This is a genomic window from Vibrio sp. Vf1514 (assembly GCF_052076135.1).
Taxonomy (GTDB): Bacteria; Pseudomonadota; Gammaproteobacteria; order Enterobacterales; family Vibrionaceae; genus Vibrio; species Vibrio furnissii.
This window is the reverse complement of record NZ_CP197267.1, coordinates 2,433,427-2,455,898: the sequence shown is the minus strand read 5'-3', so window position 1 is coordinate 2,455,898 and position 22,472 is coordinate 2,433,427. Positions and strand designations below refer to the sequence as shown.

18 protein-coding genes are annotated in these 22,472 nt (G+C 50.5%); 16 read left to right on the top strand and 2 right to left on the bottom strand.

Annotated features, from left to right (window positions below; translation table 11 throughout):
• Positions 1-120: 120 nt before the first annotated feature.
• Together glnD and map are read right to left on the bottom strand one after the other, a co-directional pair.
• Positions 121-2,745, bottom strand: a complete 2,625-nt coding sequence (gene glnD, locus ACS18Q_RS11405; protein WP_158107709.1) for a bifunctional uridylyltransferase/uridylyl-removing protein GlnD — start codon at positions 2,743-2,745, stop codon at positions 121-123.
• A gap of 148 nt (positions 2,746-2,893) precedes the next feature.
• Entirely contained in the window at positions 2,894-3,736 is an 843-nt protein-coding gene (gene map / locus ACS18Q_RS11400; RefSeq protein ID WP_014204556.1) for a type I methionyl aminopeptidase, read from the bottom strand.
• A gap of 407 nt (positions 3,737-4,143) precedes the next feature.
• Here map and rpsB point away from each other — a divergent pair, with 407 nt between their 5' ends.
• From rpsB to dnaE, 16 genes are all read left to right on the top strand, one after another.
• Positions 4,144-4,872, top strand: a complete 729-nt coding sequence (rpsB, locus tag ACS18Q_RS11395; protein ID WP_004724897.1) for a 30S ribosomal protein S2 — start codon at positions 4,144-4,146, stop codon at positions 4,870-4,872.
• Positions 4,873-5,004: 132 nt separating this feature from the next.
• Positions 5,005-5,847 carry a translation elongation factor Ts gene (gene tsf / locus ACS18Q_RS11390; protein ID WP_004724893.1) on the top strand — a complete coding sequence of 281 codons (843 nt, stop codon included), beginning with the start codon at positions 5,005-5,007 and terminating at the stop codon, positions 5,845-5,847.
• 147 nt (positions 5,848-5,994) lie between these two features.
• Positions 5,995-6,726, top strand: a complete 732-nt coding sequence (pyrH, locus tag ACS18Q_RS11385; protein WP_004724892.1) for a UMP kinase — start codon at positions 5,995-5,997, stop codon at positions 6,724-6,726.
• 36 nt (positions 6,727-6,762) lie between these two features.
• Entirely contained in the window at positions 6,763-7,320 is a 558-nt protein-coding gene (frr, locus tag ACS18Q_RS11380) for a ribosome recycling factor (RefSeq protein ID WP_004724891.1), read from the top strand.
• 94 nt (positions 7,321-7,414) lie between these two features.
• Positions 7,415-8,167 (top strand): polyprenyl diphosphate synthase, encoded by a 753-nt coding sequence (uppS, locus tag ACS18Q_RS11375; RefSeq protein ID WP_004724890.1) that lies wholly within the window; start codon positions 7,415-7,417, stop codon positions 8,165-8,167.
• Positions 8,168-8,183: 16 nt separating this feature from the next.
• The gene (locus tag ACS18Q_RS11370; protein ID WP_014204557.1) at positions 8,184-9,026 is read left to right on the top strand and encodes a phosphatidate cytidylyltransferase; all 843 of its coding nucleotides are present in this window, start codon (positions 8,184-8,186) and stop codon (positions 9,024-9,026) included.
• Positions 9,027-9,077: 51 nt separating this feature from the next.
• Positions 9,078-10,286, top strand: coding sequence for a 1-deoxy-D-xylulose-5-phosphate reductoisomerase (gene ispC, locus ACS18Q_RS11365; protein ID WP_441257092.1), 1,209 nt, complete (start codon positions 9,078-9,080; stop codon positions 10,284-10,286).
• Positions 10,283-11,641 (top strand): sigma E protease regulator RseP, encoded by a 1,359-nt coding sequence (gene rseP, locus ACS18Q_RS11360; RefSeq protein WP_441257091.1) that lies wholly within the window; start codon positions 10,283-10,285, stop codon positions 11,639-11,641. The genes ispC and rseP overlap by 4 nt, the downstream gene beginning before the upstream one ends.
• A 48-nt stretch (positions 11,642-11,689) precedes the next feature.
• Positions 11,690-14,098 (top strand): outer membrane protein assembly factor BamA, encoded by a 2,409-nt coding sequence (gene bamA / locus ACS18Q_RS11355; RefSeq protein ID WP_004724882.1) that lies wholly within the window; start codon positions 11,690-11,692, stop codon positions 14,096-14,098.
• Positions 14,099-14,112: 14 nt separating this feature from the next.
• Positions 14,113-14,622, top strand: coding sequence for an OmpH family outer membrane protein (locus tag ACS18Q_RS11350; protein WP_004724881.1), 510 nt, complete (start codon positions 14,113-14,115; stop codon positions 14,620-14,622).
• 10 nt (positions 14,623-14,632) lie between these two features.
• On the top strand, positions 14,633-15,667 hold the full coding sequence (gene lpxD, locus ACS18Q_RS11345) for a UDP-3-O-(3-hydroxymyristoyl)glucosamine N-acyltransferase (protein WP_014204560.1): 1,035 nt from the start codon (positions 14,633-14,635) through the stop codon (positions 15,665-15,667).
• Between the two features lie 116 nt (positions 15,668-15,783).
• On the top strand, positions 15,784-16,215 hold the full coding sequence (gene fabZ / locus ACS18Q_RS11340; protein ID WP_004724879.1) for a 3-hydroxyacyl-ACP dehydratase FabZ: 432 nt from the start codon (positions 15,784-15,786) through the stop codon (positions 16,213-16,215).
• 1 nt (position 16,216) lies between these two features.
• Entirely contained in the window at positions 16,217-17,005 is a 789-nt protein-coding gene (gene lpxA / locus ACS18Q_RS11335) for an acyl-ACP--UDP-N-acetylglucosamine O-acyltransferase (RefSeq protein ID WP_004724878.1), read from the top strand.
• A 125-nt stretch (positions 17,006-17,130) separates the two neighbouring features.
• Entirely contained in the window at positions 17,131-18,270 is a 1,140-nt protein-coding gene (lpxB, locus tag ACS18Q_RS11330; RefSeq protein ID WP_055466480.1) for a lipid-A-disaccharide synthase, read from the top strand.
• A gap of 15 nt (positions 18,271-18,285) precedes the next feature.
• Complete coding sequence (gene rnhB, locus ACS18Q_RS11325) at positions 18,286-18,906, top strand: ribonuclease HII (RefSeq protein WP_441257090.1); 621 nt, start codon at positions 18,286-18,288, stop codon at positions 18,904-18,906.
• 74 nt (positions 18,907-18,980) lie between these two features.
• Positions 18,981-22,460 carry a DNA polymerase III subunit alpha gene (dnaE, locus tag ACS18Q_RS11320; protein WP_392439952.1) on the top strand — a complete coding sequence of 1,160 codons (3,480 nt, stop codon included), beginning with the start codon at positions 18,981-18,983 and terminating at the stop codon, positions 22,458-22,460.
• The last annotated feature ends 12 nt before the right edge of the window (positions 22,461-22,472 follow it).

The following is a 22,472-nucleotide window of genomic DNA, read 5'->3' as shown; positions in this document are numbered from 1 at the left end:
ATATTATTTTTGTTACATCAATGACCTGAATTCAATGTAGCAGTCTAATCCTGTGGTAGATAGCTTAGTTGCTACCCATACGCTTAAGTTGTGGACAAGATCGCGATTCCTTTGTGCCACTTAGCTTGGCGCTAATTCAGACACGTTTTCAATCAGCCTTTCGCGCAGTGCCAACTCTTCTTCCTCACTCAAGCGGGCGCCGTGTGCACCAGTCAGGATGAACAAGTCTTCTGCGCGCTCGCCGATGGTGGTGATTTTCGCTGCATGTAAGTCGAGATGCAGCTCGGCAAATGTCGCACCAACGGTGGCCAGAAGCCCCGGCGTATCCAAAGCGACGAACTCCATCAGTGTGCGTTTCTTGCTCTTGGTCGGCAGAAAGTCAACCTGAGTTTTAACCTTAAAGTGTTGTAGGTTACGCGGGATGCGACGGGTTTTAATCTTGGTCGGGCGACCATCTTCCAGCACATGCACCAGATGTTTACTGAGTGCTTTGTGACGCGATTCTTCTATCGCCTGACCGTTTTGATCCAGCACCATAAAGGTATCGAGCACGTAGCCATCTTTGCTGGTCATGATCTGCGCGTCGTGAACGTTGAGGTTGCGGCGGTCAAGCTCTGCCACCACGGTGGCAAACAGCGCCGGTTGGTCCTTGGTGTAGACAAAAATTTCAGTGCCGCCGCGAGTGGCTTTTTTGCTCACCATCACCAAGGGTTGGGTCGGGTCTTCATGGCGTAGCAAGTGTGTGCAGTGCCACGCGATCTGTTTGTGCGTATGGCGCAGGAAGTAATCGGCTTTAAAGCGTTGCCACAGCAGTTCGATTTCGCGGCTGCTAAAGCCCTCTTTGCGCAGCAGCGCGGAGGCGAGTTGCTGGTTGTGACGAATGCGATCGCGCACATCAACCGGGTTTTCCAGCCCGCGGCGCAGCGCGCGTTGCGTTGAGTAAAACAGTTCGGCCAGCAGCGTGCGTTTCCAACTGTTCCACAACTCCGGGTTGGTCGCGCAAATGTCGGCGACGGTCAAACACACCAAGTATTCGAGGTACTCCTCGTCGCGTACTTTCTTGGCAAATTCGATAATGACATCCGGGTCGTAAATATCCCGGCGCTGCGCGGTGACCGACATCAGGAGGTGGTTTTGCACCAACCAAGCCACCAGTTTGGCTTCGGGTTTGGATAAGCCGTGTTCGATGCAGAAATCATAGGCTTCCACGGCACCAATTTCGGAGTGATCGCCGCCGCGACCTTTGCCGATGTCGTGGAAGATGGCAGCGAGGATGAGTAGTTCTTTCTTCTGAATTTTTGGGTAGACTTCGCAACAAATCGGGTGTTTTTCATGGTTTTTCATGTCCGAAAAAACATGAATGTGTTTTAACAAACGAATGCTGTGTTCATCGACGGTGTAGACATGGAACAGGTCGAATTGCATCTGGCCGACAATGTGACTCCATTGGGGCAGATAGGCTGCCAATACGCCGAGTTTGTGCATCTGACTGAAGGCTTTATGTAGCGCATTGGGATGGCGAACCAGTTCCATGAATTTCTCGCGCGCCGCCGGAATGGTGTGCAGGAATTTGTTGAGGCGGCGACGTGCGGTGCGTAATTGACGCATGGTGGATGGCGATACCCCTTCGATGGTGGAATCGTTCGCCATGTGTAAAAACATATCGAGAATGGTTTCCGGACGCGCCTGAAACAGCGCCGGTTTGCGCGCTTCAATCAAGTTGCCACGACGCTGGAAATCCTCGTCGATGATGTCGGGTTCGCTCTCTTCGCCGTTATTTAAAATCGCCTGATCAAACAGTTTGAGCAGCATTTTGTTGAGTTCGGCCACGCGGCGCAGCGTGCGGTAGAACTCCTTCATCATCATTTCAACGGGGCGGTTGCCCTCGCCAGTAAAGCCAAGGTTTTCGGCCACTTGCGCTTGGTGAGCAAACGTCAGACGGTTGTCGTATCGTTTGAGCTCTAAATGCAACGCAAAGCGCACGCGCCACAAAAAGTCCTGACATTCAACCAACTCGCGAAATTCGGCATCGGTTAAAAAGCCATAACGGCTCATTTCATACAATGTGGTGGCGCCAAAATGGCGTCGCGCGACCCAACCGAGGGTGTGAATGTCTCGCAGGCCACCCGGCGTGGATTTGATGTCCGGTTCGAGATTGTAAGTGGTGTCGTGATAGCGGGCGTGTCGTTCTCGCTGCTCTTGAATCTTGGCGCGATAAAAGGTTTCGCTCGGCCAGAAGCTTTCGGAATGAATCACCAGTTTCAGGCGGTGGAAGGTTTCTTCACTGCCGCACAAGAGGCGCGCTTCTTGTAGGTTGGTGGCGACCGTTAAATCTTCTCGCCCAATATCGGCACACTCGGCGACAGTGCGCACGGCGTGGCCGACTTCCAAGCGTAAATCCCATAAAAAGGTAATGAATTGACTGATCTTTGCGGCGATCTCGTCGTTTAGTTTGTTGTGTGACACCACCAGAATGTCGATGTCCGACAGCGGGTGCAGTTCACCACGGCCGTAGCCCCCCACCGCGACCAAGCTCAAATCGTGTATCTCGGCAAAGCCAAAATGTTGCCACAGACGACGCAGTAACAGATCCATGTACTCTGCGCGACCAAGCACCAGATCGGTGACCGGATTATGGTTGAGGAATTCGTCTCTCTGATATTGAGCGAAGTGTTCAAGCTGTTGTTTCAGCTCGCTGATGGTCAGTTGTTCTTCGTTGAAACTCAGCGGCGATAAATAGGGCATACAATGCGGTCCGTGCAAGTCTTTCATACAATAATGAGATTGAATCTATCAGATAACCCCAAGGCGGCTCAAGCAACGTTGCTGCAATTGGCTGGCTGGAGAAAGTGGATAAAAAAAATCCCTGCCGAAGCAGGGATGAGTATGTGGGTTATGCGTTGTGGAACACGCGAGGAATGCTTTCCTCTTTGCGTAGGGTGAGGATTTCACAGCCGTCTTTGGTCACCAGAATGGTGTGTTCCCATTGCGCAGAGTTTTTGCCATCGGCGGTGTAGACGGTCCAACCATCTTCATCGTCCAAACGACAGCCGAATTTGCCGGCGTTGATCATCGGTTCGATGGTGAAAATCATGCCTTCACGCAGCACTGTGCGATCGCTATTTTTGTAGTGAACCACTTGCGGTTCTTCATGGAATTCGGCACCGATACCGTGACCACAGTAATCGCGCACGATCGAGAATTTCGCACGTGGGTTGTTTTTGTTGTTGGTCTTGATGTGTTTTTCAATCGTGGTGCCGATTTCACCCAGTTGGACACCCGGCTTCACTTTTTTCAGTGACAGGTACAGACACTCTTGTGCCACCAAGCACAGACGCTTGTCTGCTGGCGCCACTTCGCCCACTTGGAACATTTTCGATGTGTCACCGTGGTAGCCATCTTTGATGACGGTGATGTCGATGTTAAGAATATCGCCATCCTTCAGGACGCCCGGACGCAGCAATTGACCGAAGTGACTATCGGCTGTGGCTGGAATGCCGTGGCACACGATGTGGTTGATTGAAGTACAAATTGATTTCGGAAAACCGTGGTAGTTGAGAGGTGCTGGAATTGCGCCTTGAACGTCGGTGATGTACTGATGACAGATCTGGTCCAGTTCTTCGGTCGTGACGCCCGCTTTCACATGAGGTTCGATCATTTCTAGAACCTCAGCCGCCAAACGGCCCGCTACGCGCATCTTTTCAATTTCTTCAGCATTCTTAATTTTTACAGACATCGGCTTTCTCTATTAACGCTAGGCACAGGGTGTGCTAATGGCGTTATTGTAACAGTGGAAGAGGGAAGCGCAAGAAGTGAGGCGAGTAAGAATGAGAATTAAAGTCGCTTCACTTAGGGAACGAACAGGCGGATTTGGGCGTGATTCAGGCTCGAAAAGCGCGGGGTAGAACAGGGCGTTTTGCCAATTAAAAGGCATTTTTTTCTAGCCACTGAAGGGGCAAATATGATATAAAGCGCGCCGGAATCTCGGTCTGTTTTCTTCATTATGGCGAAGCAGTGTCGAGTCCACTAACATTTAACTTTAAATCACACACATTCCGACACGTGTTCCGGGGTGCTTCCAGCGAGGCTGAGAAGTCGGAGACATGGGGGATGTGGAGGCCTAACCCCATAGAGGATTATATAATGGCAACTGTATCAATGCGCGATATGCTGAAAGCTGGTGTTCACTTCGGTCACCAGACTCGTTACTGGAACCCAAAAATGAAGCCATTCATCTTTGGCGCTCGTAACAAAGTTCATATCATCAACCTAGAAAAAACTGTACCAATGTTCAACGAAGCACTAGCTGAGCTGGCTAAAGTTGGCGAGAAAAAAGGTAAAGTTCTTTTCGTTGGTACTAAGCGCGCTGCGTCTGAAGCTGTTAAAGAAGCTGCTATTGCAAGCAACCAGTACTACGTAAACAACCGCTGGTTGGGCGGTATGCTGACTAACTGGAAAACTGTTCGTCAATCAATCAAGCGTCTGAAAGATCTAGAGACTCAGTCTACTGACGGTACTTTCGACAAGCTGACTAAGAAAGAAGCTCTAATGCGCACTCGTGAAATGGAGAAGCTAGAGAAATCTCTTGGTGGTATTAAAGATATGGGCGGCCTACCAGACGCTCTATTCGTAATCGACGCTGATCACGAGCACATCGCTATCAAAGAAGCTAACAACCTGGGCATTCCAGTGTTTGCGGTTGTTGATACTAACTCTAACCCAGACGGCGTTGATTTCGTTATCCCAGGTAACGACGACGCAATCCGTGCAGTTCAACTATACCTGAACGCAGTTGCTGAATCAGTAAACGAAGGCCGCAACAAAGACGTTGCAGCAGTTGCTGACAAAGACGGTTTCGTAGAAGCTGAATAATAGCGGCTCTGAGTTACACTTAGCTCTATGTGCCACAACGCTGAAGCATAAGCTAAGTTATAGTTAGCATTGGGGGCCAAAATGTAGGCCCCCAATTTTTACCATATCCAGAATCAAACTGAGGAATAGAGAATGGCTGTTACTGCTGCTCTAGTAAAAGAACTGCGCGAACGTACTGGCGCAGGTATGATGGAATGTAAGAAAGCACTTGTTGAAACTGACGGTGACATCGAGCTAGCGATCGAAAACATGCGTAAATCTGGCGCTGCAAAAGCTGCTAAAAAAGCAGGTAACGTTGCTGCTGAAGGTACAATCGCAATTAAAGACGCTAACGGTGTAGCTGTACTTCTTGAAGTGAACTGCCAAACAGACTTCGTTGCTAAAGACGGTAACTTTACTGCATTCGTTAACCAAGTAGCTGAAGAAGCTCTGGCAACTAAAGCAACAGTTGAAGAACTGCAAGCTAAGTTCGAAGAGACTCGCGTTGCTCTAGTAGCAAAAATCGGCGAAAACGTAACTATCCGTCGCGTACAATACGTTGAAGGTACTGCTCTGGCTTCTTACCGTCACGGCGAGAAAATCGGTGTAGTGGTTGCTGGTGAAGGCGACGCAGAAACTCTGAAACACATCGCAATGCACGTTGCAGCATCACGTCCTGAGTACGTAAACCCAGAAGACGTACCAGCTGACGTTGTAGCAAAAGAGCGTGAAGTTCAAGTTGAAATCGCGATGAACGAAGGCAAGCCTAAAGAAATCGCAGAGAAAATGGTTGAAGGCCGCATGAAGAAATTCACCGGCGAAGTTTCTCTGACTGGTCAGCCTTTCGTGATGGAACCTAAGAAATCTGTTGGCGAAGTCCTGAAAGAAAAAGGTGCGTCAGTTTCTACATTCGTTCGCCTAGAAGTGGGTGAAGGTATCGAGAAAGCTGAAGGCCTAAGCTTCGCTGAAGAAGTAGCTCTAGCTCAAAAAGGTTAATCCTTAGCGAGCAGGCTCAGAAAAAGACCGTGGCCATGGCTACGGTCTTTTTACGACCAAGGCGAGATTAGTCGTGATGAATGTGCTCACACTTTGAGTGCATCCATGACTGTTAATCAACAACTCTCTTTGTGAAGGTAAAAGTCCATGACAACGAACCCTAAACCCGCATATCAACGTATCCTGTTAAAACTGAGCGGTGAAGCGCTTCAAGGTGAAGAAGGTTTTGGTATTGATCCAGCCGTACTTGACCGTATGGCTCAAGAAGTGAAAGAACTGGTGGAACTGGGTGTTCAGGTGGGCGTTGTTATCGGTGGTGGTAACTTGTTCCGTGGCGCAGGCCTAGCCGCTGCTGGTATGAACCGTGTTGTGGGTGACCACATGGGGATGTTGGCAACAGTAATGAATGGCTTGGCAATGCGTGATGCACTGCACCGTGCTTACGTGAACGCACGTGTGATGTCTGCCATTCCTCTCAAAGGTGTGTGTGACGATTACAATTGGGCCGATGCGATTAGCCAACTACGCCAAGGCCGTGTGGTCATTTTCTCGGCGGGTACAGGCAACCCATTCTTTACAACCGATTCAGCAGCTTGTCTGCGCGGTATCGAAATTGAAGCGGACGTAGTTCTCAAAGCGACAAAAGTAGACGGCGTTTACAGTGCTGACCCGGTAGCCAACCCTGACGCACAACTGTATGATAAGCTCGCATACAACGATGTACTTGATAAAGAATTGAAAGTGATGGATTTGGCAGCGTTCACGCTGGCTCGTGACCACAAAATGCCAATCCGTGTCTTCAACATGAACAAACCAGGCGCACTACGTCGCGTGGTGATGGGTGAAGCGGAAGGCACGTTGATTAGCTCCGCAGTATAATCACTCTCAAGATGAAATAAGAATTAAGGTGAAATTGTGATTAATGAGATCAAAAAAGACGCTCAAGAGCGTATGGACAAAAGTGTTGAAGCACTGAAGAACAACCTGCAAAAGGTTCGTACTGGTCGTGCGCACCCAAGCCTGCTATCTGGCCTCTCTGTTGAGTACTACGGTGCAGCAACACCTCTTAACCAAATCGCGAACGTAGTGGCTGAAGATGCTCGTACTCTTGCGATCACCGTGTTTGATAAAGAACTGACACCAAAAGTTGAAAAAGCAATTCTGATGTCAGATCTGGGCCTGAACCCAATGTCTGCAGGTACAGTAATTCGCGTGCCACTGCCACCGCTGACGGAAGAGCGTCGTAAAGACCTTGTTAAAATCGTACGTGGCGAAGCTGAAGGCGGCCGTGTTGCGGTTCGTAACATTCGTCGTGATGCGAACAGCGATCTGAAAGCGCTGCTGAAAGACAAAGAAATCTCTGAAGATGATGATCGTAAAGCTCAAGAAGAAATTCAAAAGCTGACCGACATCGCAGTGAAGCGTATCGATGATGTGCTTGCTGCTAAAGAAAAAGAGCTGATGGAAGTTTAATTCCCTCCTATCGCCAGTGTAAAAAACGCTGTGCTCGCAGCACAGCGTTTTTTTATGCTACTCTTCGTCATCTTTTTGTCGTCATTACGTTTCTATGCAAAATTCGCAACTCTCTTCAGATGTTTTACCTCAGCACATCGCAATCATTATGGATGGCAATGGCCGCTGGGCGAAAGCACAAGGCAAACCCCGAGTCTTCGGCCATAAAAATGGCGTTGCCGCTGTCCGAAAAACCATCTCTACCGCTGCGAAATTAGGGATCAAAGCTGTCACACTGTTTGCCTTTAGCAGTGAGAATTGGCGTCGTCCTGAAGAAGAAGTCGGTGTGTTAATGGAGCTGTTTATCACAGTTCTTTCGACCGAAGTCAAAAAATTGCACAAGAACAACCTACGTCTTCGTATTATTGGTGATAAGAGCCGTTTCAGTGAGCGTTTACAAGCTAAGATCGCTCATGCGGAAGCATTGACGGCCAACAACACCGGTCTCGTGGTGAACATCGCCGCGAACTATGGTGGAAAATGGGACATTACGCAGGCAGCCCGTGACATTGCGGTTAAAGTGGCGCGTGGTGAAATTAGCCCAACTGATATCGACGAAGCGTTGATCACCGAACATCTCACCATGGCGGATATTCCGGAAGTCGATCTGCTGATCCGCACCAGTGGTGAATGCCGCATTAGCAACTTTATGTTGTGGCAACTGGCTTACGCAGAAATGTATTTTACGCCCGTGTACTGGCCAGAATTCGGTGAAGACAGTTTAATTGAAGCAGTGACTTGGTTTGTGAATCGTGAGCGCCGATTTGGTTGTACCGGTGAGCAAGTTAAGGCATTGATGGAATCATAAAATAGGATTTCTAAGTTTGAAGCAACGAATTATTACAGCGCTCATACTTGCACCTTTGGTCATTTTAGGCATTTTTTTCTTGCCATTGCCTTGGTTCATTCTCGCCTTGGGCGTTGTGACTCTATTGGGATTTTGGGAATGGACCCAGTTTGTTAATGACTCATCGCGTTACGTGGCCTTACTGCCTGCTGTTGTGGTCGGTGGAGCAAGCTTTCTCCTGATTTCCCCTTGGACGGAGTCGCTGAGTCAGATCACGGGCATTCATTATGTGGTGCTCGCACTCGGCACACTTTGGTGGCTGTATTCCAGTTTTCTCGCTATCACCTTTCCTCGTTCACGCCGCTGGTGGGAATCGTCTAATCCTGCGCGCCATCTGTTTGGTTTATTGACGCTATTACCCTTTTTCTGGAGTGTGATCTTCCTGCGTGCAGAAGGCATTGAGGGCGATTTCTTTCACGGTGCGAAGCTGGTGATGTTTGTTTGCTTCATCGTATGGGCTGCAGATAGTGGTGCGTACTTTACCGGTAAGAGCCTAGGGAAACACAAAATGGCCCCTGCGGTCAGTCCGAACAAAACCATTGAAGGCCTGATTGGTGGTGTGATTGCCGCCATGGTGGTGGGGTGGTTGTTCGCCGATTGGTTTGCGATTGAGTTTTCATCGCTGGGCGCAATGTTTATCACGATTTTGCTGACCGTTGTAATTTCGGTGTTGGGCGATTTGGTGGAAAGCATGTTCAAACGTGTCTCCGGCATCAAAGACAGCAGCAACATTATTCCTGGTCACGGCGGCATTCTTGACCGCGTCGATAGCCTGACTGCTGCGTTCCCTGTGTTCGCTCTTCTCTATTTCTTGTTCTAACGTCTGGGCAGCCCTAGGGGCTGCTCACACTCAACCACGACGGTTTTTGCTATGCGTAAATTAACGATTCTGGGAGCGACAGGTTCAATTGGAGCCAGTACGCTTAAAGTAGTTGCAGAGAATCCTGAACAATTTACTGTGGTCGCGCTCGCGGCAGGTGGCAATGTAGATAAAATGCGCGAACTGTGCGCTCGCTGGCGACCGAAATATGCGGTCATGGCCACGTCAGACGCCGCATTGCGTTTAGCCGACGAACTGCGCGCCCTCAAATTGCCAACCGAAGTGCTGTATGGCGAAGAGGCCATGTGCCAAGTGGCAGCGTGTGATGAGGTCGATACCGTGATGGCGGCGATCGTTGGTGCGGCGGGTTTATTGCCGACCATGGCGGCGGTGAAAGCGGGCAAGCGTGTGCTGCTGGCGAATAAAGAAGCCTTGGTGATGTCTGGCCAACTGTTTATCGATGCCGTGGAACACTACGGCGCAGAACTGATGCCGGTTGATAGCGAACACAATGCAATTTTCCAATGCCTGCCGGCGGAGATTCAAACCCGTCTGGGTCGCTGCGATCTCAAGCAAGGCGGCATTTCTCACATTCTATTGACTGGCTCGGGTGGTCCGTTCCGTTACAGTGACATCAACACACTCAAAGACGTGACGCCTGAACAGGCCATTGCCCACCCGAACTGGTCGATGGGGCCAAAAATTTCAGTCGATTCGGCGACGATGATGAATAAAGGCCTCGAGTTTATCGAAGCCAAGTGGCTGTTTAACGCTGCGCCAGAGCAATTGAAAGTGCTGATTCATCCGCAGTCGGTGATTCACTCCATGGTGCAGTATTTGGATGGCTCGGTGATTGCTCAACTGGGTGAGCAAGACATGGCGACGCCGATTTCGCTCACCATGGCTTACCCGCAGCGTGTGCTGTCTGGTGTGAAAGCGCTTGATTTTACGCGCTTGAGTGAGTTGACCTTCCTTGAGGTGGATTACGCGCGCTACCCGTGCTTGAAGTTGGCCATTGATGCCTGCTACGAAGGGCAGCATGCGACCACGTCTTTGAACGCGGCGAATGAAATCGCGGTACAAGCCTTTTTGCGTGGTCAGATTCGCTTTACTGACATTGCAACCATCAATGAACGCGTGTTGTCTAACGTGTGTGGGACAAATAGTCCGTTACATTCCTATACCTTGGAAAGCCTGATTGAGCTCGATACAATGGCGCGTAGTTTGGCATCTCAAGAGTTGAAAGAGCGATTGTTATGAGTGGCATTTTATGGAACCTCGTGTCATTTATTGTTGCACTGGGGATTCTGGTCGCCGTGCACGAATTTGGCCATTTCTGGGTGGCGAGAAAGTGTGGCGTCAAGGTTGAAAAGTTTTCGATTGGCTTTGGTAAGTCGCTGTGGAAACGGGTTGGAAAAGATGGCACCGAATACAGCATCTCGGTGATTCCCCTCGGCGGTTACGTCAAAATGTTAGATGGCCGAGTCGATGACGTGACACCGGATCAACAAGCCTTCGCATTTGATAAAAAGCCGCTGTGGAAACGGGCTGCGATTGTCAGTGCAGGGCCTGCGTTTAACTTCTTCTTTGCGGTGTTTGCGTACTGGCTGGTGTTTATGATTGGCGTGCCCGCGGTTAAACCCGTGGTGGGCCACGTTGCGCCATATTCGATTGCCGCCAATGCGGGCCTTGAATCGGGCATGGAAATCAAAGCCGTTTCAGGGACACAAACACCAGATTGGGAATCCGTCAACATGGGGCTGATCTCCCATATCGGGGATCAACGCATGACGTTGACGGTTTCTTCGCCGAATGGTGTCGGCGTCGACGAAATCAAAACTTTTGACCTGAACGGGTGGAACTTTGATCCTGAAACAGAGTCTGCTATGGGAGCGCTTGGCTTTAAGCCGTATACGCCGGAAATCTCTTCGGAGCTGACCAGCGTATCGCAAGACGGCGCCGGTGCACGTGCTGGGTTATTAGAAGGCGATGTGTTGACGCATATTAATGGTCAACCGATCACCGATTGGCAACAAGTGATTGATGCGATTCAAACCCATCCGAACCAAGCATTAGTGATTGATATCGAACGTCAGCACGAGTCGCTGTCGTTGTCGCTCACTCCGGATGCGCGAACGCTATCTCAAGGAAAAGTCATTGGTTTTGCGGGAATCGCACCTAAAGTCGCAGATTGGCCGCAAAGTTATCGATTTGAGCTGCAATTTGGTGTATTTGAATCGTTCGGTAAAGCATTTGAGAAAACCGGCCAGGTGATTGACCTGACCATCAGCATGCTGAAGAAGCTGGTGGTGGGCGATGTTGGGCTGAACAATCTCAGTGGCCCAATTTCTATCGCGAAAGGCGCGGGAGCAACCGCCGACTACGGCTTGGTTTACTTCCTTGGCTTTTTGGCGCTGATCAGTGTCAACTTGGGCATCATCAACTTGGTGCCGCTGCCGATGCTCGATGGGGGGCACCTGTTGTTTTTTGCAATTGAAGCCATTACTCGTCGTCCGGTTCCGGAAAAAGTGCAGGAAATGCGCTATCGCATTGGCGGTGTGATCATCTTCTCTCTAATGGCCGTGGCAATATTTAACGATTTTACTCGCCTGTGATTGATAAGCATTAGGCAAAGGTTGTAGTAAGGAATAACTAGAACAAATATGGCAATGAAAAAAATCCTTTTCGCGACACTGCTCGCAACAAGCGTGTCGGCGAATAGTGCCGAAAATTTTGTGGTGCAGGACATTCAAATTCAGGGGTTGCAACGTGTCGCTCTGGGTGCTGCATTATTGAAAATGCCGGTACGTATTGGCGATACGGTGGATTCTCAGGACGTTGCTGCCATCATCAAAGCGTTGTATGCCTCGGGCAACTTTGAAAACGTCAAAGTGCTGCGCGATGGCAATGCGTTGGTGGTTGAAGTTAAAGAGCGTCCGACCATTGCGAGTGTTTCTTTCTCGGGCAACAAAGCGATCAAAGAAGAACAGCTGCAACAAAACCTCGATGCTTCCGGTATTCGTGTGGGTGAAGCGCTGGATCGCACCAAGCTAAGCAACATCGAAAAAGGTCTGGAAGACTTTTACTACAGCGTGGGTAAATACAACGCGACAGTAAAAGCGGTGGTGACGCCACTGCCCCGTAACCGTGCGGACCTGAAGTTTGTCTTTACTGAAGGTGTCTCGGCCAAAATTCAACAAATCAACTTCATCGGCAACGAAGTCTTTTCTGACAAAGAATTGCTGTCACGCTTCAACCTGAAAGTGGATGTTGCGTGGTGGAACTTCCTGTCTGATGACAAATACCAGAAGCAGGTGTTGGCGGGTGATATTGAAGCGCTGCGCACGTTCTATTTAGATCGTGGCTACCTGAAATTCCAAGTCGATTCCACGCAAGTGTCTATTTCGCCGGATAAGAAAGGCGTTTACATCACCATGAACCTCGATGAGGGTAAACCGTACACGGTCAAAGATGTGCAGTTCCGTGGTGAGTTGATTGGTAAAGAAGACGAATTCAAATCACTGATCCCGTTTGAAATGGGTGAAACCTACCGCGGTTCGTCGGTCACACAACTGGAAGAAAGCGTGAAGCGCGTGCTGGGCGAAGCGGGTTACGCTTACCCACAAGTGCGTACCATTCCAGAATTTGACGATGAAACTCAGCAAGTGTCGCTGGTGGTGCACGTTGAAACCGGTAAACGGATGTACGTGCGTGACATTCGTTTTGTCGGCAACAACGCAACCCGTGATGAAGTGCTGCGTCGTGAAATGCGTCAGATGGAAGGCGCTTGGTTGAACTCGAAATCGATTGATACCGGTAAAGCGCGTCTGAACCGTTTGGGTTTCTTCGAAACCGTTGATGTACAGACTGTTCGTGTTCCGGGGACCGAAGATCAAGTGGATCTGGTGTACACCGTGAAAGAGGCTAACTCGGGCAGCGTGAACTTCGGTGTCGGTTACGGCACGGAATCAGGCGTGAGCTTTACGGTGGGCCTGACTCAGGACAACTTCTTGGGAACGGGGAACCGTGTGGGCATTAACGCCACCACCAACGACTACCAGAAGAACGTCACGTTGGAATACCGTGACCCGTACTGGAACCTCGATGGTGTCAGCTTGGGCGGTAAAGTGTTCTATAACCAGTTTGAAGCGTCAGAAGCCGGTATCGTTGACTATACCAACGAAAGTTATGGTACCAGTCTGACGTGGGGTTTCCCATTTGATGAACTCAACCGCTTTGAATTTGGTGTCGGCTACACCCACAACAAGATTGGCAACCTAACGCCTTATCTGCAGGTGGAGCAGTTCCTGTGTAACTTAGGGGATTGTAGTCCAGATAACTTGATCACCGATGACTTCGATGTCAACGTTGCGTGGACGCGTAACAACCTCAACAAAGGTTACTTCCCAACCGCCGGTAACTACCAGCGTGCGTCGGGTAAAATTACGGTGCCGGGGTCGGATGCCAAGTATTTCAAACTGCAATACGATGTACGTCAGTATGTGCCGCTCACCAAAAAGCATGAGTTTACGCTGTTACTGCGTGGCCGCTTAGGGTACGGTAACGGCTACGGTCAAACGGATGGTAACGATAACCTGTATCCATTCTATGAAAACTTCTATGCGGGTGGTTTTACAACATTGCGCGGATTTGGCTCTAACACAGCGGGTCCGAAAGCGGTGTATCGTGATTACTCGGGCTCCAACAATGGTAGCGATACCGCAACCGACAACTCCGTCGGTGGTAACGCCATTGCGCTGGCCAGTATTGAGCTGATTGTACCGACGCCGTTTGCTTCAGATGAAGCTCGCAGCCAAGTGCGAACCAGTATCTTCTACGACATGGCCAGTGTGTGGGATACCGAATTTGATTACCGCAGTAGCGGGGCCGATTATGGCAACAACTACTACTACGATTACTCGGATCCAACCAACTACCGTTCATCATACGGTGTGGCATTGCAATGGATGTCGCCGATGGGACCTCTGGTCTTCTCGCTGGCGAAACCTATTAAGAAATACGAAGGTGACGACGAAGAATTCTTCACTTTCACTATCGGACGAACCTTCTAATAGAGGAAACTATTTTGAAACACATCATCAAAGCAGCAGGTGTTAGCCTTATTGTTCTTAGCTCATCGTTTTTTGCTCAGGCTGCTGAAGCGGCGCAAAAAGTGGGATTCATTAACACCGCACAAGTGTTCCAAGCTCTGCCACAACGTGAAGTGGTTCTGCAACAAATGCAGGAAGAGTTCAAAGATAAAGCTGCTGAGTTGCAAAGCATCAAAGCAGACGCTAAGACTAAAATTGAAAAACTGAAACGTGATTCTGAGCTGATGAGCCAGGATGACGTGGAAAAACTGCGTATCGAAATCGGTCAACTGGATAGCGCTTACAAGATCAAAGCACAAGCTCTAGAACAGGCATCAGCTCGCCGCGAAGCGGAAGAGAAGCAGAAACTGTTTAAAGTGATTCAAGATGCGGTCAAGAAAGTCGCTGAAAAAGAAGGCTACGATATGATTGTTGATATCAGCGCCATGCAATACGGCAAGGCGGAGTACAACATTTCAGAAAAAGTAATCAAAGCAATCAAATAATTAAAGCATTATGACAACACTAACTTTAGCCGAATTGGCAACGATTACTGGGGGCGAACTGCATGGCGATAGCCAAGCTGTGGTGCGTGGGTTAGCCCCGATGGATCGTGCGCAGGAAGGCGATATCACCTTCCTGTCGAACCCAAAATACAGTAAACATCTCGCATCATGTAAAGCGACCGTCATCATGGTGAAGGCAACTGAGCGAGAATTGTGTCCATCAAACGCCTTGGTCGTCGCCGACCCGTATGTGGCGTTCGCGAAAGTGACGCAGGCGCTGGATACCACGCCAGCGCCGGCTTCGGGTGGCATTGCGCCGAGCGCGGTCGTGGCTGACGACGCTAAGTTAGGTGAAAACGTGTCCATCGGCGCCAATGCCGTGATCGAATCCGGCGTTGAGCTGGGCGATCACGTGATCATTGGTGCGGGCTGCTTTATCGGGAAGAACGCAAAAATCGGCAATCACACCAAACTGTGGGCCAATGTCAGCATTTACCACAACGTGGTGCTGGGCGAGCATTGTTTGGTTCAGTCGAGCACCGTGATCGGTTCTGACGGTTTTGGCTATGCCAACGAGCGTGGTGAGTGGATTAAGATTCCGCAGCTGGGCTCGGTACGTATCGGCAATCGCGTGGAAATTGGTGCGTGTACGACGATCGACCGCGGAGCGCTCGATGACACGGTGATCGAAGACAACGTGATTCTTGATAACCAACTGCAAATCGCCCATAACGTGCACATCGGATATGGTACGGCGATGGCGGGTGGTACTATCGTTGCTGGCAGTACCACGATTGGTAAATACTGCATCATTGGTGGCGCTTCTGTTTTGAATGGTCATATCCAAATTGCCGATGGTGTCACCATTACCGGTATGGGGATGGTCATGCGAAGCATTGAGGAGAAGGGCATGTATTCGTCTGGTATTCCGCTGCAAACCAATAAAGAATGGCGTAAGACAGCCGCGCGTGTGCATCGAATTGATGACATGAATAAGCGTTTGAAAGCGGTCGAAAAGCTGCTTGAGCAGAAATCGGACGCTTAATTCCGTGTTTTTGCTGAAAAGGCTCGCAATGTGCGAGTCTTTTTCGTCTATAATGCCGTAAACAATTTTATGTATTTATAAATAGGAATATGACTTTGACTACTGAAAAGAAAATGATGAATATCACTGAAATTCAGGAGCTTCTTCCTCACCGTTATCCATTCTTGCTGATTGATCGCGTGACTGATTTTGAAGAAGGTAAATACCTGATTGGTTTGAAAAATGTTTCAGTGAATGAACCTCAGTTTACCGGTCATTTCCCACAGCTTCCTGTTTTCCCAGGGGTACTAATTCTTGAAGCCATGGCTCAGGCAACGGGCCTGCTGGCATTCAAAACGTTTGGTGCGCCAAAAGAAAATGAACTGTATTACTTCGCTAGCATCGATAACGCAAAATTCCGTAAGCCAGTGGGCCCGGGTGATCAACTGATCATCGAAGTGGAATTTTTGAAAGAGCGTCGTGGCATTGCACTGTTTAACGGCGTCGCTAAAGTTGATGGCGATGTGGTGTGCTCTGCTGAACTGAAATGCGCACGTAGAGAGTTTTAATATGATCCACGAAACGGCACAAATCCACCCAATGGCGGTGGTCGAAGAAGGCGCAGTGATTGGCGCTAACGTAACGGTTGGGCCGTTTACCTACATCACGTCGGGTGTCACCATCGGTGAAGGCACTGAAGTGATGTCGCATGTTGTCATCAAAGGCAACACTGTGATTGGTAAAGAGAACCGTATTTTCCCGCATGCTGTGATTGGTGAAGAAAACCAAGATAAGAAATACGGTGGTGAAGATACACGCGTGGTGGTCGGCGATCGCAACGTGATTCGCGAAGCGGTGCAAATCCACCGTGGCACAGTGCAAGATAAAGCGGCTACTGTGGTGGGCGATGACAACCTGCTGTGTGTCAATGCGCACATTGCACACGACGTGATTGTGGGTAACAACACGCACATCGGTAACAACGCCATTCTGGGTGGCCACGTGACCGTGGAAGACCACGCAGGCGTGATGGCGCTATCAGCCATTCACCCGTTCTGCACCGTTGGCGCTTACGCCTACATCGGTGGGTGTTCTGCGGTCGTGCAAGACGTACCTGCGTACGTTCTGGCGCAAGGCAACCACGCGACACCATTTGGCTTGAACTTGGTGGGCCTGAAGCGCAACGGCTTCGAGAAAGATGAAATTCGCGCACTGCAAAAAGCATACAAAGAGATTTACCGTTCAGGTAAAACTCAGGCTGAAGCATTGCCGGTTCTGAAAGAAATGGCCGAACAATGGCCATCGATTCAGCGTTTCATTACGTTACTGGAGACATCAGAGCGTGGCATCATTCGCTAAGCTTTGCTGAATTCACATCATGAAAAGATCGCCCGGCAGCGGGCGGTCTTTTGTGTTTTATGGACAGTCTCTTTTTTCAAGGGATTGTCCATAACACTCATCAAGGCTTAAAGAGGACGTTTAGCGTGGAGAGACCATTACGCATTGGCATCGTCGCAGGCGAATTATCCGGTGACACATTGGGCGAAGGCTTCATCAACGCGGTGAAAGCACGCTATCCCGATGCTGAGTTTGTCGGGATTGGTGGGCCAAAAATGATCGCGCAAGGCTGCCAATCACTGTTTGATATGGAAGAGCTGGCTGTGATGGGGCTGGTGGAAGTGCTGGGCCGTCTGCCGCGTCTACTGAAAGTGAAAGCGGAACTGGTGAAGTACTTCACCACCAATCCGCCGGATGTGTTTGTTGGTATTGATGCGCCGGATTTCAATTTGCGCTTAGAGCACGATCTCAAACAGGCGGGCATCAAAACTGTTCACTACGTCAGCCCATCAGTGTGGGCGTGGCGTCAAAAACGCATCTTCAAAATTGAAGCCGCGACCAATCTGGTGCTGGCGTTCTTGCCTTTCGAAAAAGCCTTTTACGACAAATTTAACGTGCCATGTGAGTTTATTGGCCATACGTTGGCGGATGCGATTCCATTTGAATCCGACCGGCGTGCGGCGCAAGACTTGTTGGGCCTTGACCCCAATCAGCGCTGGTTGGCCGTATTGCCGGGCAGTCGCGGAGGGGAAATGAAGATGCTGGCGCAGCCGTTTATCGAAACTTGTCAGCGTTTGCAACAGCGCTATCCAGACCTAGGGTTTGTGGTGGCACTGGTCAATCAAAAGCGCCGTGAACAGTTCGAAGCGGCTTGGCAACAATACGCGCCGCAACTGAATTTCGTCTTGGTGGACGATACTGCGCGTAATGTGATTACAGCGTCGAATGCAGTGATGCTGGCGTCGGGCACGGTGGCACTGGAATGTATGCTGCTCAAACGCCCGATGGTGGTTGGCTACCGCGTCAATGCGATCACCGCCTTTTTAGCCAAGCGTCTGCTGAAAACACCGTATGTGTCGCTGCCGAACATTCTGGCTGACCAAGCGCTGGTGAAAGAGCTATTGCAGGAAGATTGCACGGTCGACAATCTGTATCACGAAGTGTGTCGTCTGCTGGATAACGACAACCGAGAGATGCTGGCGAAGTTTGACGAAATGCATCACTGGATCCGCAAAGGCGCGGATGACCAAGCCGCGAACGCGGTGCTTCATTTAATTCAACATTGATTCGGATAGACTCCCATGGCGAAGAAACCTGAAAAAGAACTGCCTCCGTTTGAGATCCCTAGCGGTTATCACTTGATTGCCGGTGTCGACGAAGTGGGCCGTGGCCCCTTGGTGGGGGATGTGGTCTCCGCGGCGGTGATCTTGGATCCGAATCATCCGATTGAAGGCTTGAACGATTCGAAAAAATTGTCCGAGAAAAAACGTCTGGCGTTGTTGCCAGAAATTCAGCAAAAAGCACTGGCGTGGTCGGTTGGGCGTTGCAGCCCGCAAGAAATTGATGAGCTCAACATTTTTCAAGCGACCATGTTGGCGATGCAGCGAGCAGTCGACGGGCTGGCCATCAAACCCGACCTTGTGTTGGTGGATGGCAATAAGATTCCATCATTGCCGATGGATGCCCAAGCCGTGGTGAAAGGCGACTTGCGCGTCGCTCAAATTAGCGCCGCTTCCATCATTGCCAAAGTCGTGCGCGATCAGGAAATGGAAGAGCTCGACAAAGCCTATCCGCAGTTTGGGTTTGCCAAACACAAAGGCTACCCAACCAAAGCGCATTTTGAGGCGATTGAACAACATGGTGTCATTGATCAGCACCGCCGTAGTTTTGGCCCCGTAAAACGGGTACTTGGGCTGGAATAAGCTCTGTAACTCCGCCCAGATTCACGTAGAATAACCGCCAGTCTCCAATCTCAGATACTCCAGGACAGAATTGAATGTCAGACCCGAAGTTTATCCACTTACGCATTCACAGTGATTTTTCCATGGTTGACGGCTTGTCAAAAGTGCCGCCACTGGTGAAGAAAGTGGCCGCGATGGGCATGCCAGCAATGGCGCTGACAGATTTTACCAACCTCTGTGGCTTGGTAAAGTTCTACGGCACGGCACACGGCTGCGGCGTTAAGCCGATTGTTGGCGCTGACTTTCTTGTGCGTTCGGAAGAGTTTGGCGATGAGTTGACTCGGCTCACCGTGTTGGCGAAAGACAATGTTGGGTACAAAAATCTCACGTTGCTGATTTCAGATGCCTACCTGCGTGGGCACGTGCAGAACCAACCTGTGATCGACAAAGAGTGGTTGATTAAATACGCCGAAGGTTTGATTCTCCTGTCCGGCGCCAAAGGCGGCGACATTGGCCGTGCGTTGCTCAAAGGCAACCAAGCGCTGGTGGAAAAATGCGTGGCGTTCTACCAAACCCATTTCACAGACAACTTTTACCTTGAATTGGTTCGTACCGGCCGCGCCGACGAAGAGAATTACCTGCACTTTGCTTTAGAGCTGGCTGAACAAGCCGATTTGCCGGTGGTCGCGACCAACGATGTGGTCTTTATTGACCCCGACCAATTCGATGCGCACGAAATTCGTGTCGCCATTCACGACGGTTACACGCTGGAAGATCCGCGTCGTCCGAAAAACTACAGCGCGCAGCAGTACCTTCGTAGCGAAGAGGAAATGTGCGAGCTGTTTGCCGACATTCCGGAAGCACTCGAAAACAGCGTCGAGATCGCGAAGCGGTGTAACGTGACTGTGCGTTTGGGTGAATACTTCCTGCCCGCGTTCCCAACTGAAGGGATGGAAGAAACCGAGTTTCTGGTCAAGAAATCTCACGAAGGCTTAGAAGAGCGCCTAGAATTTTTGTTCCCCGATCCGGCGGTGCGCGCTGAGCGTCGCCCGGCTTACGATGAGCGTCTGGAAATTGAGCTCAAAGTGATCAACCAGATGGGCTTTCCGGGCTACTTCCTGATCGTCATGGAGTTCATTCAGTGGTCCAAAGATAACGACATTCCTGTAGGGCCTGGCCGGGGGTCAGGTGCGGGTTCCTTGGTTGCGTACGCACTGAAAATCACCGACCTTGATCCGCTGGAATACGATCTGCTATTCGAACGTTTCCTGAACCCGGAACGGGTATCGATGCCCGATTTCGACGTCGACTTCTGTATGGATAAACGCGATCAGGTGATTGATCACGTGGCGGAGATGTATGGTCGCGACGCGGTATCGCAGATCATCACGTTCGGTACCATGGCGGCCAAAGCCGTTATTCGTGACGTGGGTCGTGTGTTGGGGCATCCGTTTGGTTTCGTCGACCGTATCTCGAAAATGATTCCCCCCGATCCGGGTATGACGCTGGAAAAAGCGTTCAAAGCGGAACCAGCGCTACAAGAACTGTACGACGCAGACGAAGAAGTGAAAGAACTGATCGACATGTGTCGCATTCTGGAAGGGTGTACGCGAAACGCCGGTAAGCACGCGGGTGGGGTGGTGATCTCGCCAACGGCCATCACCGATTTTGCGCCCATCTACTGTGACTCCGAAGGCCACCATCCGGTGACGCAGTTCGATAAGAACGACGTGGAATACGCGGGTCTGGTGAAGTTTGACTTCTTGGGGCTGCGAACGCTGACCATCATCGACTGGGCATTGGGTTTGATTAACCCGCGCCGCGAAAAAGCCGGTGAACCGCCCGTGCGAATTGAATCGATTCCTTTAGTGGATCCGGCCTCATTCCGCATGCTGCAAAACTCGGAAACCACCGCGGTGTTCCAGCTTGAATCGCGCGGCATGAAAGAGTTGATCAAACGTCTGCAACCCGACTGTTTTGAAGACATCATCGCCTTGGTGGCCCTGTTCCGTCCGGGCCCGCTGCAATCGGGCATGGTGGACAACTTTATCGACCGTAAACACGGCCGAGAAGCGATTTCTTACCCGGATGAAAAGTGGCAGCACGAGTCACTGAAAGAGATTTTGGAGCCGACCTACGGCATCATTCTCTATCAGGAACAGGTTATGCAGATCGCTCAGGTGCTGGCGGGCTATACGCTCGGCGGAGCGGACATGCTGCGTCGTGCGATGGGTAAGAAAAAACCAGAAGAGATGGCCAAGCAGCGTGCCGTCTTCCAGTCTGGCGCCGAAAACAACGGTGTTGACGGCGAACTGGCGATGAAAATCTTCGATCTGGTAGAGAAATTTGCTGGATATGGCTTTAACAAATCGCACTCAGCAGCCTATGCTTTAGTATCGTACCAAACCCTGTGGCTGAAAACGCACTTCCCGGCGGAATTCATGGCGGCGGTGATGACGGCGGATATGGACAACACCGAGAAAGTGGTGGGCCTTGTCGATGAATGCATGCGCATGGGGCTAACTGTGTTGCCGCCGGATATTAACTCGGGACTGTACCGATTTAACGTCGATGACACGGGCGCCATTGTGTACGGGATCGGTGCGATCAAAGGGGTGGGTGAAGGCCCGATTGAAGTGATTCTTGAAGCGCGCAACAAAGGCGGCTACTTCAAAGACCTGTTTGATTTCTGCGCGCGCATTGACATTAAGAAAGTCAACAAACGTGTGATTGAAAAGCTGATTTTAGCTGGCGCACTGGATCGCTTGGGGCCGCACCGTGCAGCGATGATGGCGTCACTTGATGATGCGGTGAAAGCTGCCAGTCAGCACCATCAGGCGGAAGCGTTTGGTCAAGCAGACATGTTTGGCGTGTTGACTGATGCGCCGGAAGAAGTTGAACGAAAATACATTCAGGTTCCTGAGTGGCCGGAGAAGGTCTGGTTGGAAGGGGAGCGCGAAACGCTCGGCCTTTACTTGACCGGGCACCCGATTAACGCCTATCTCAAGGAACTCAATAAGTACACCAGTTGTCGATTGAATGAAGCCATGCCGACGCGTCGCGATCAATCGCTGACTGTGGCTGGGTTGGTGATTGCCGCCCGCGTGATGACCACCAAGCGGGGGAACCGCATCGGGTTGATGACGCTGGATGACCGCAGCGGCCGAATGGAAGTGATGCTGTTTTCTGATGCGCTGGATCGGTATGCAGAATTGTTAGAAAAAGATAAAATTCTGGTGATTTCCGGACAGGTCAGCTTTGATGACTTCAATGGTGGCCTTAAAATGTCGGCGCGCGAAGTCATGGACTTGGGCAGCGCGCGTGAAAAATATGCCCGTGGTTTATCGATCTCGATTGAACAGTCACAGGTTGATGAACAGTTTTTTGAGCGCTTTAGTCAGATCTTAGAGCCTCACCGAGCAGGGACTGTCCCTGTCAATGTATACTACCAGCGCCCCGATGCGCGCGCGCGCCTGACGTTAGGCACTGAATGGCGTGTGACTCCAAGCGATACATTGTTAGACGAATTAAAACAGCTACTTGGCAATGACCAGGTAGAACTTGAATTTAACTAAAATTCAGCTGCG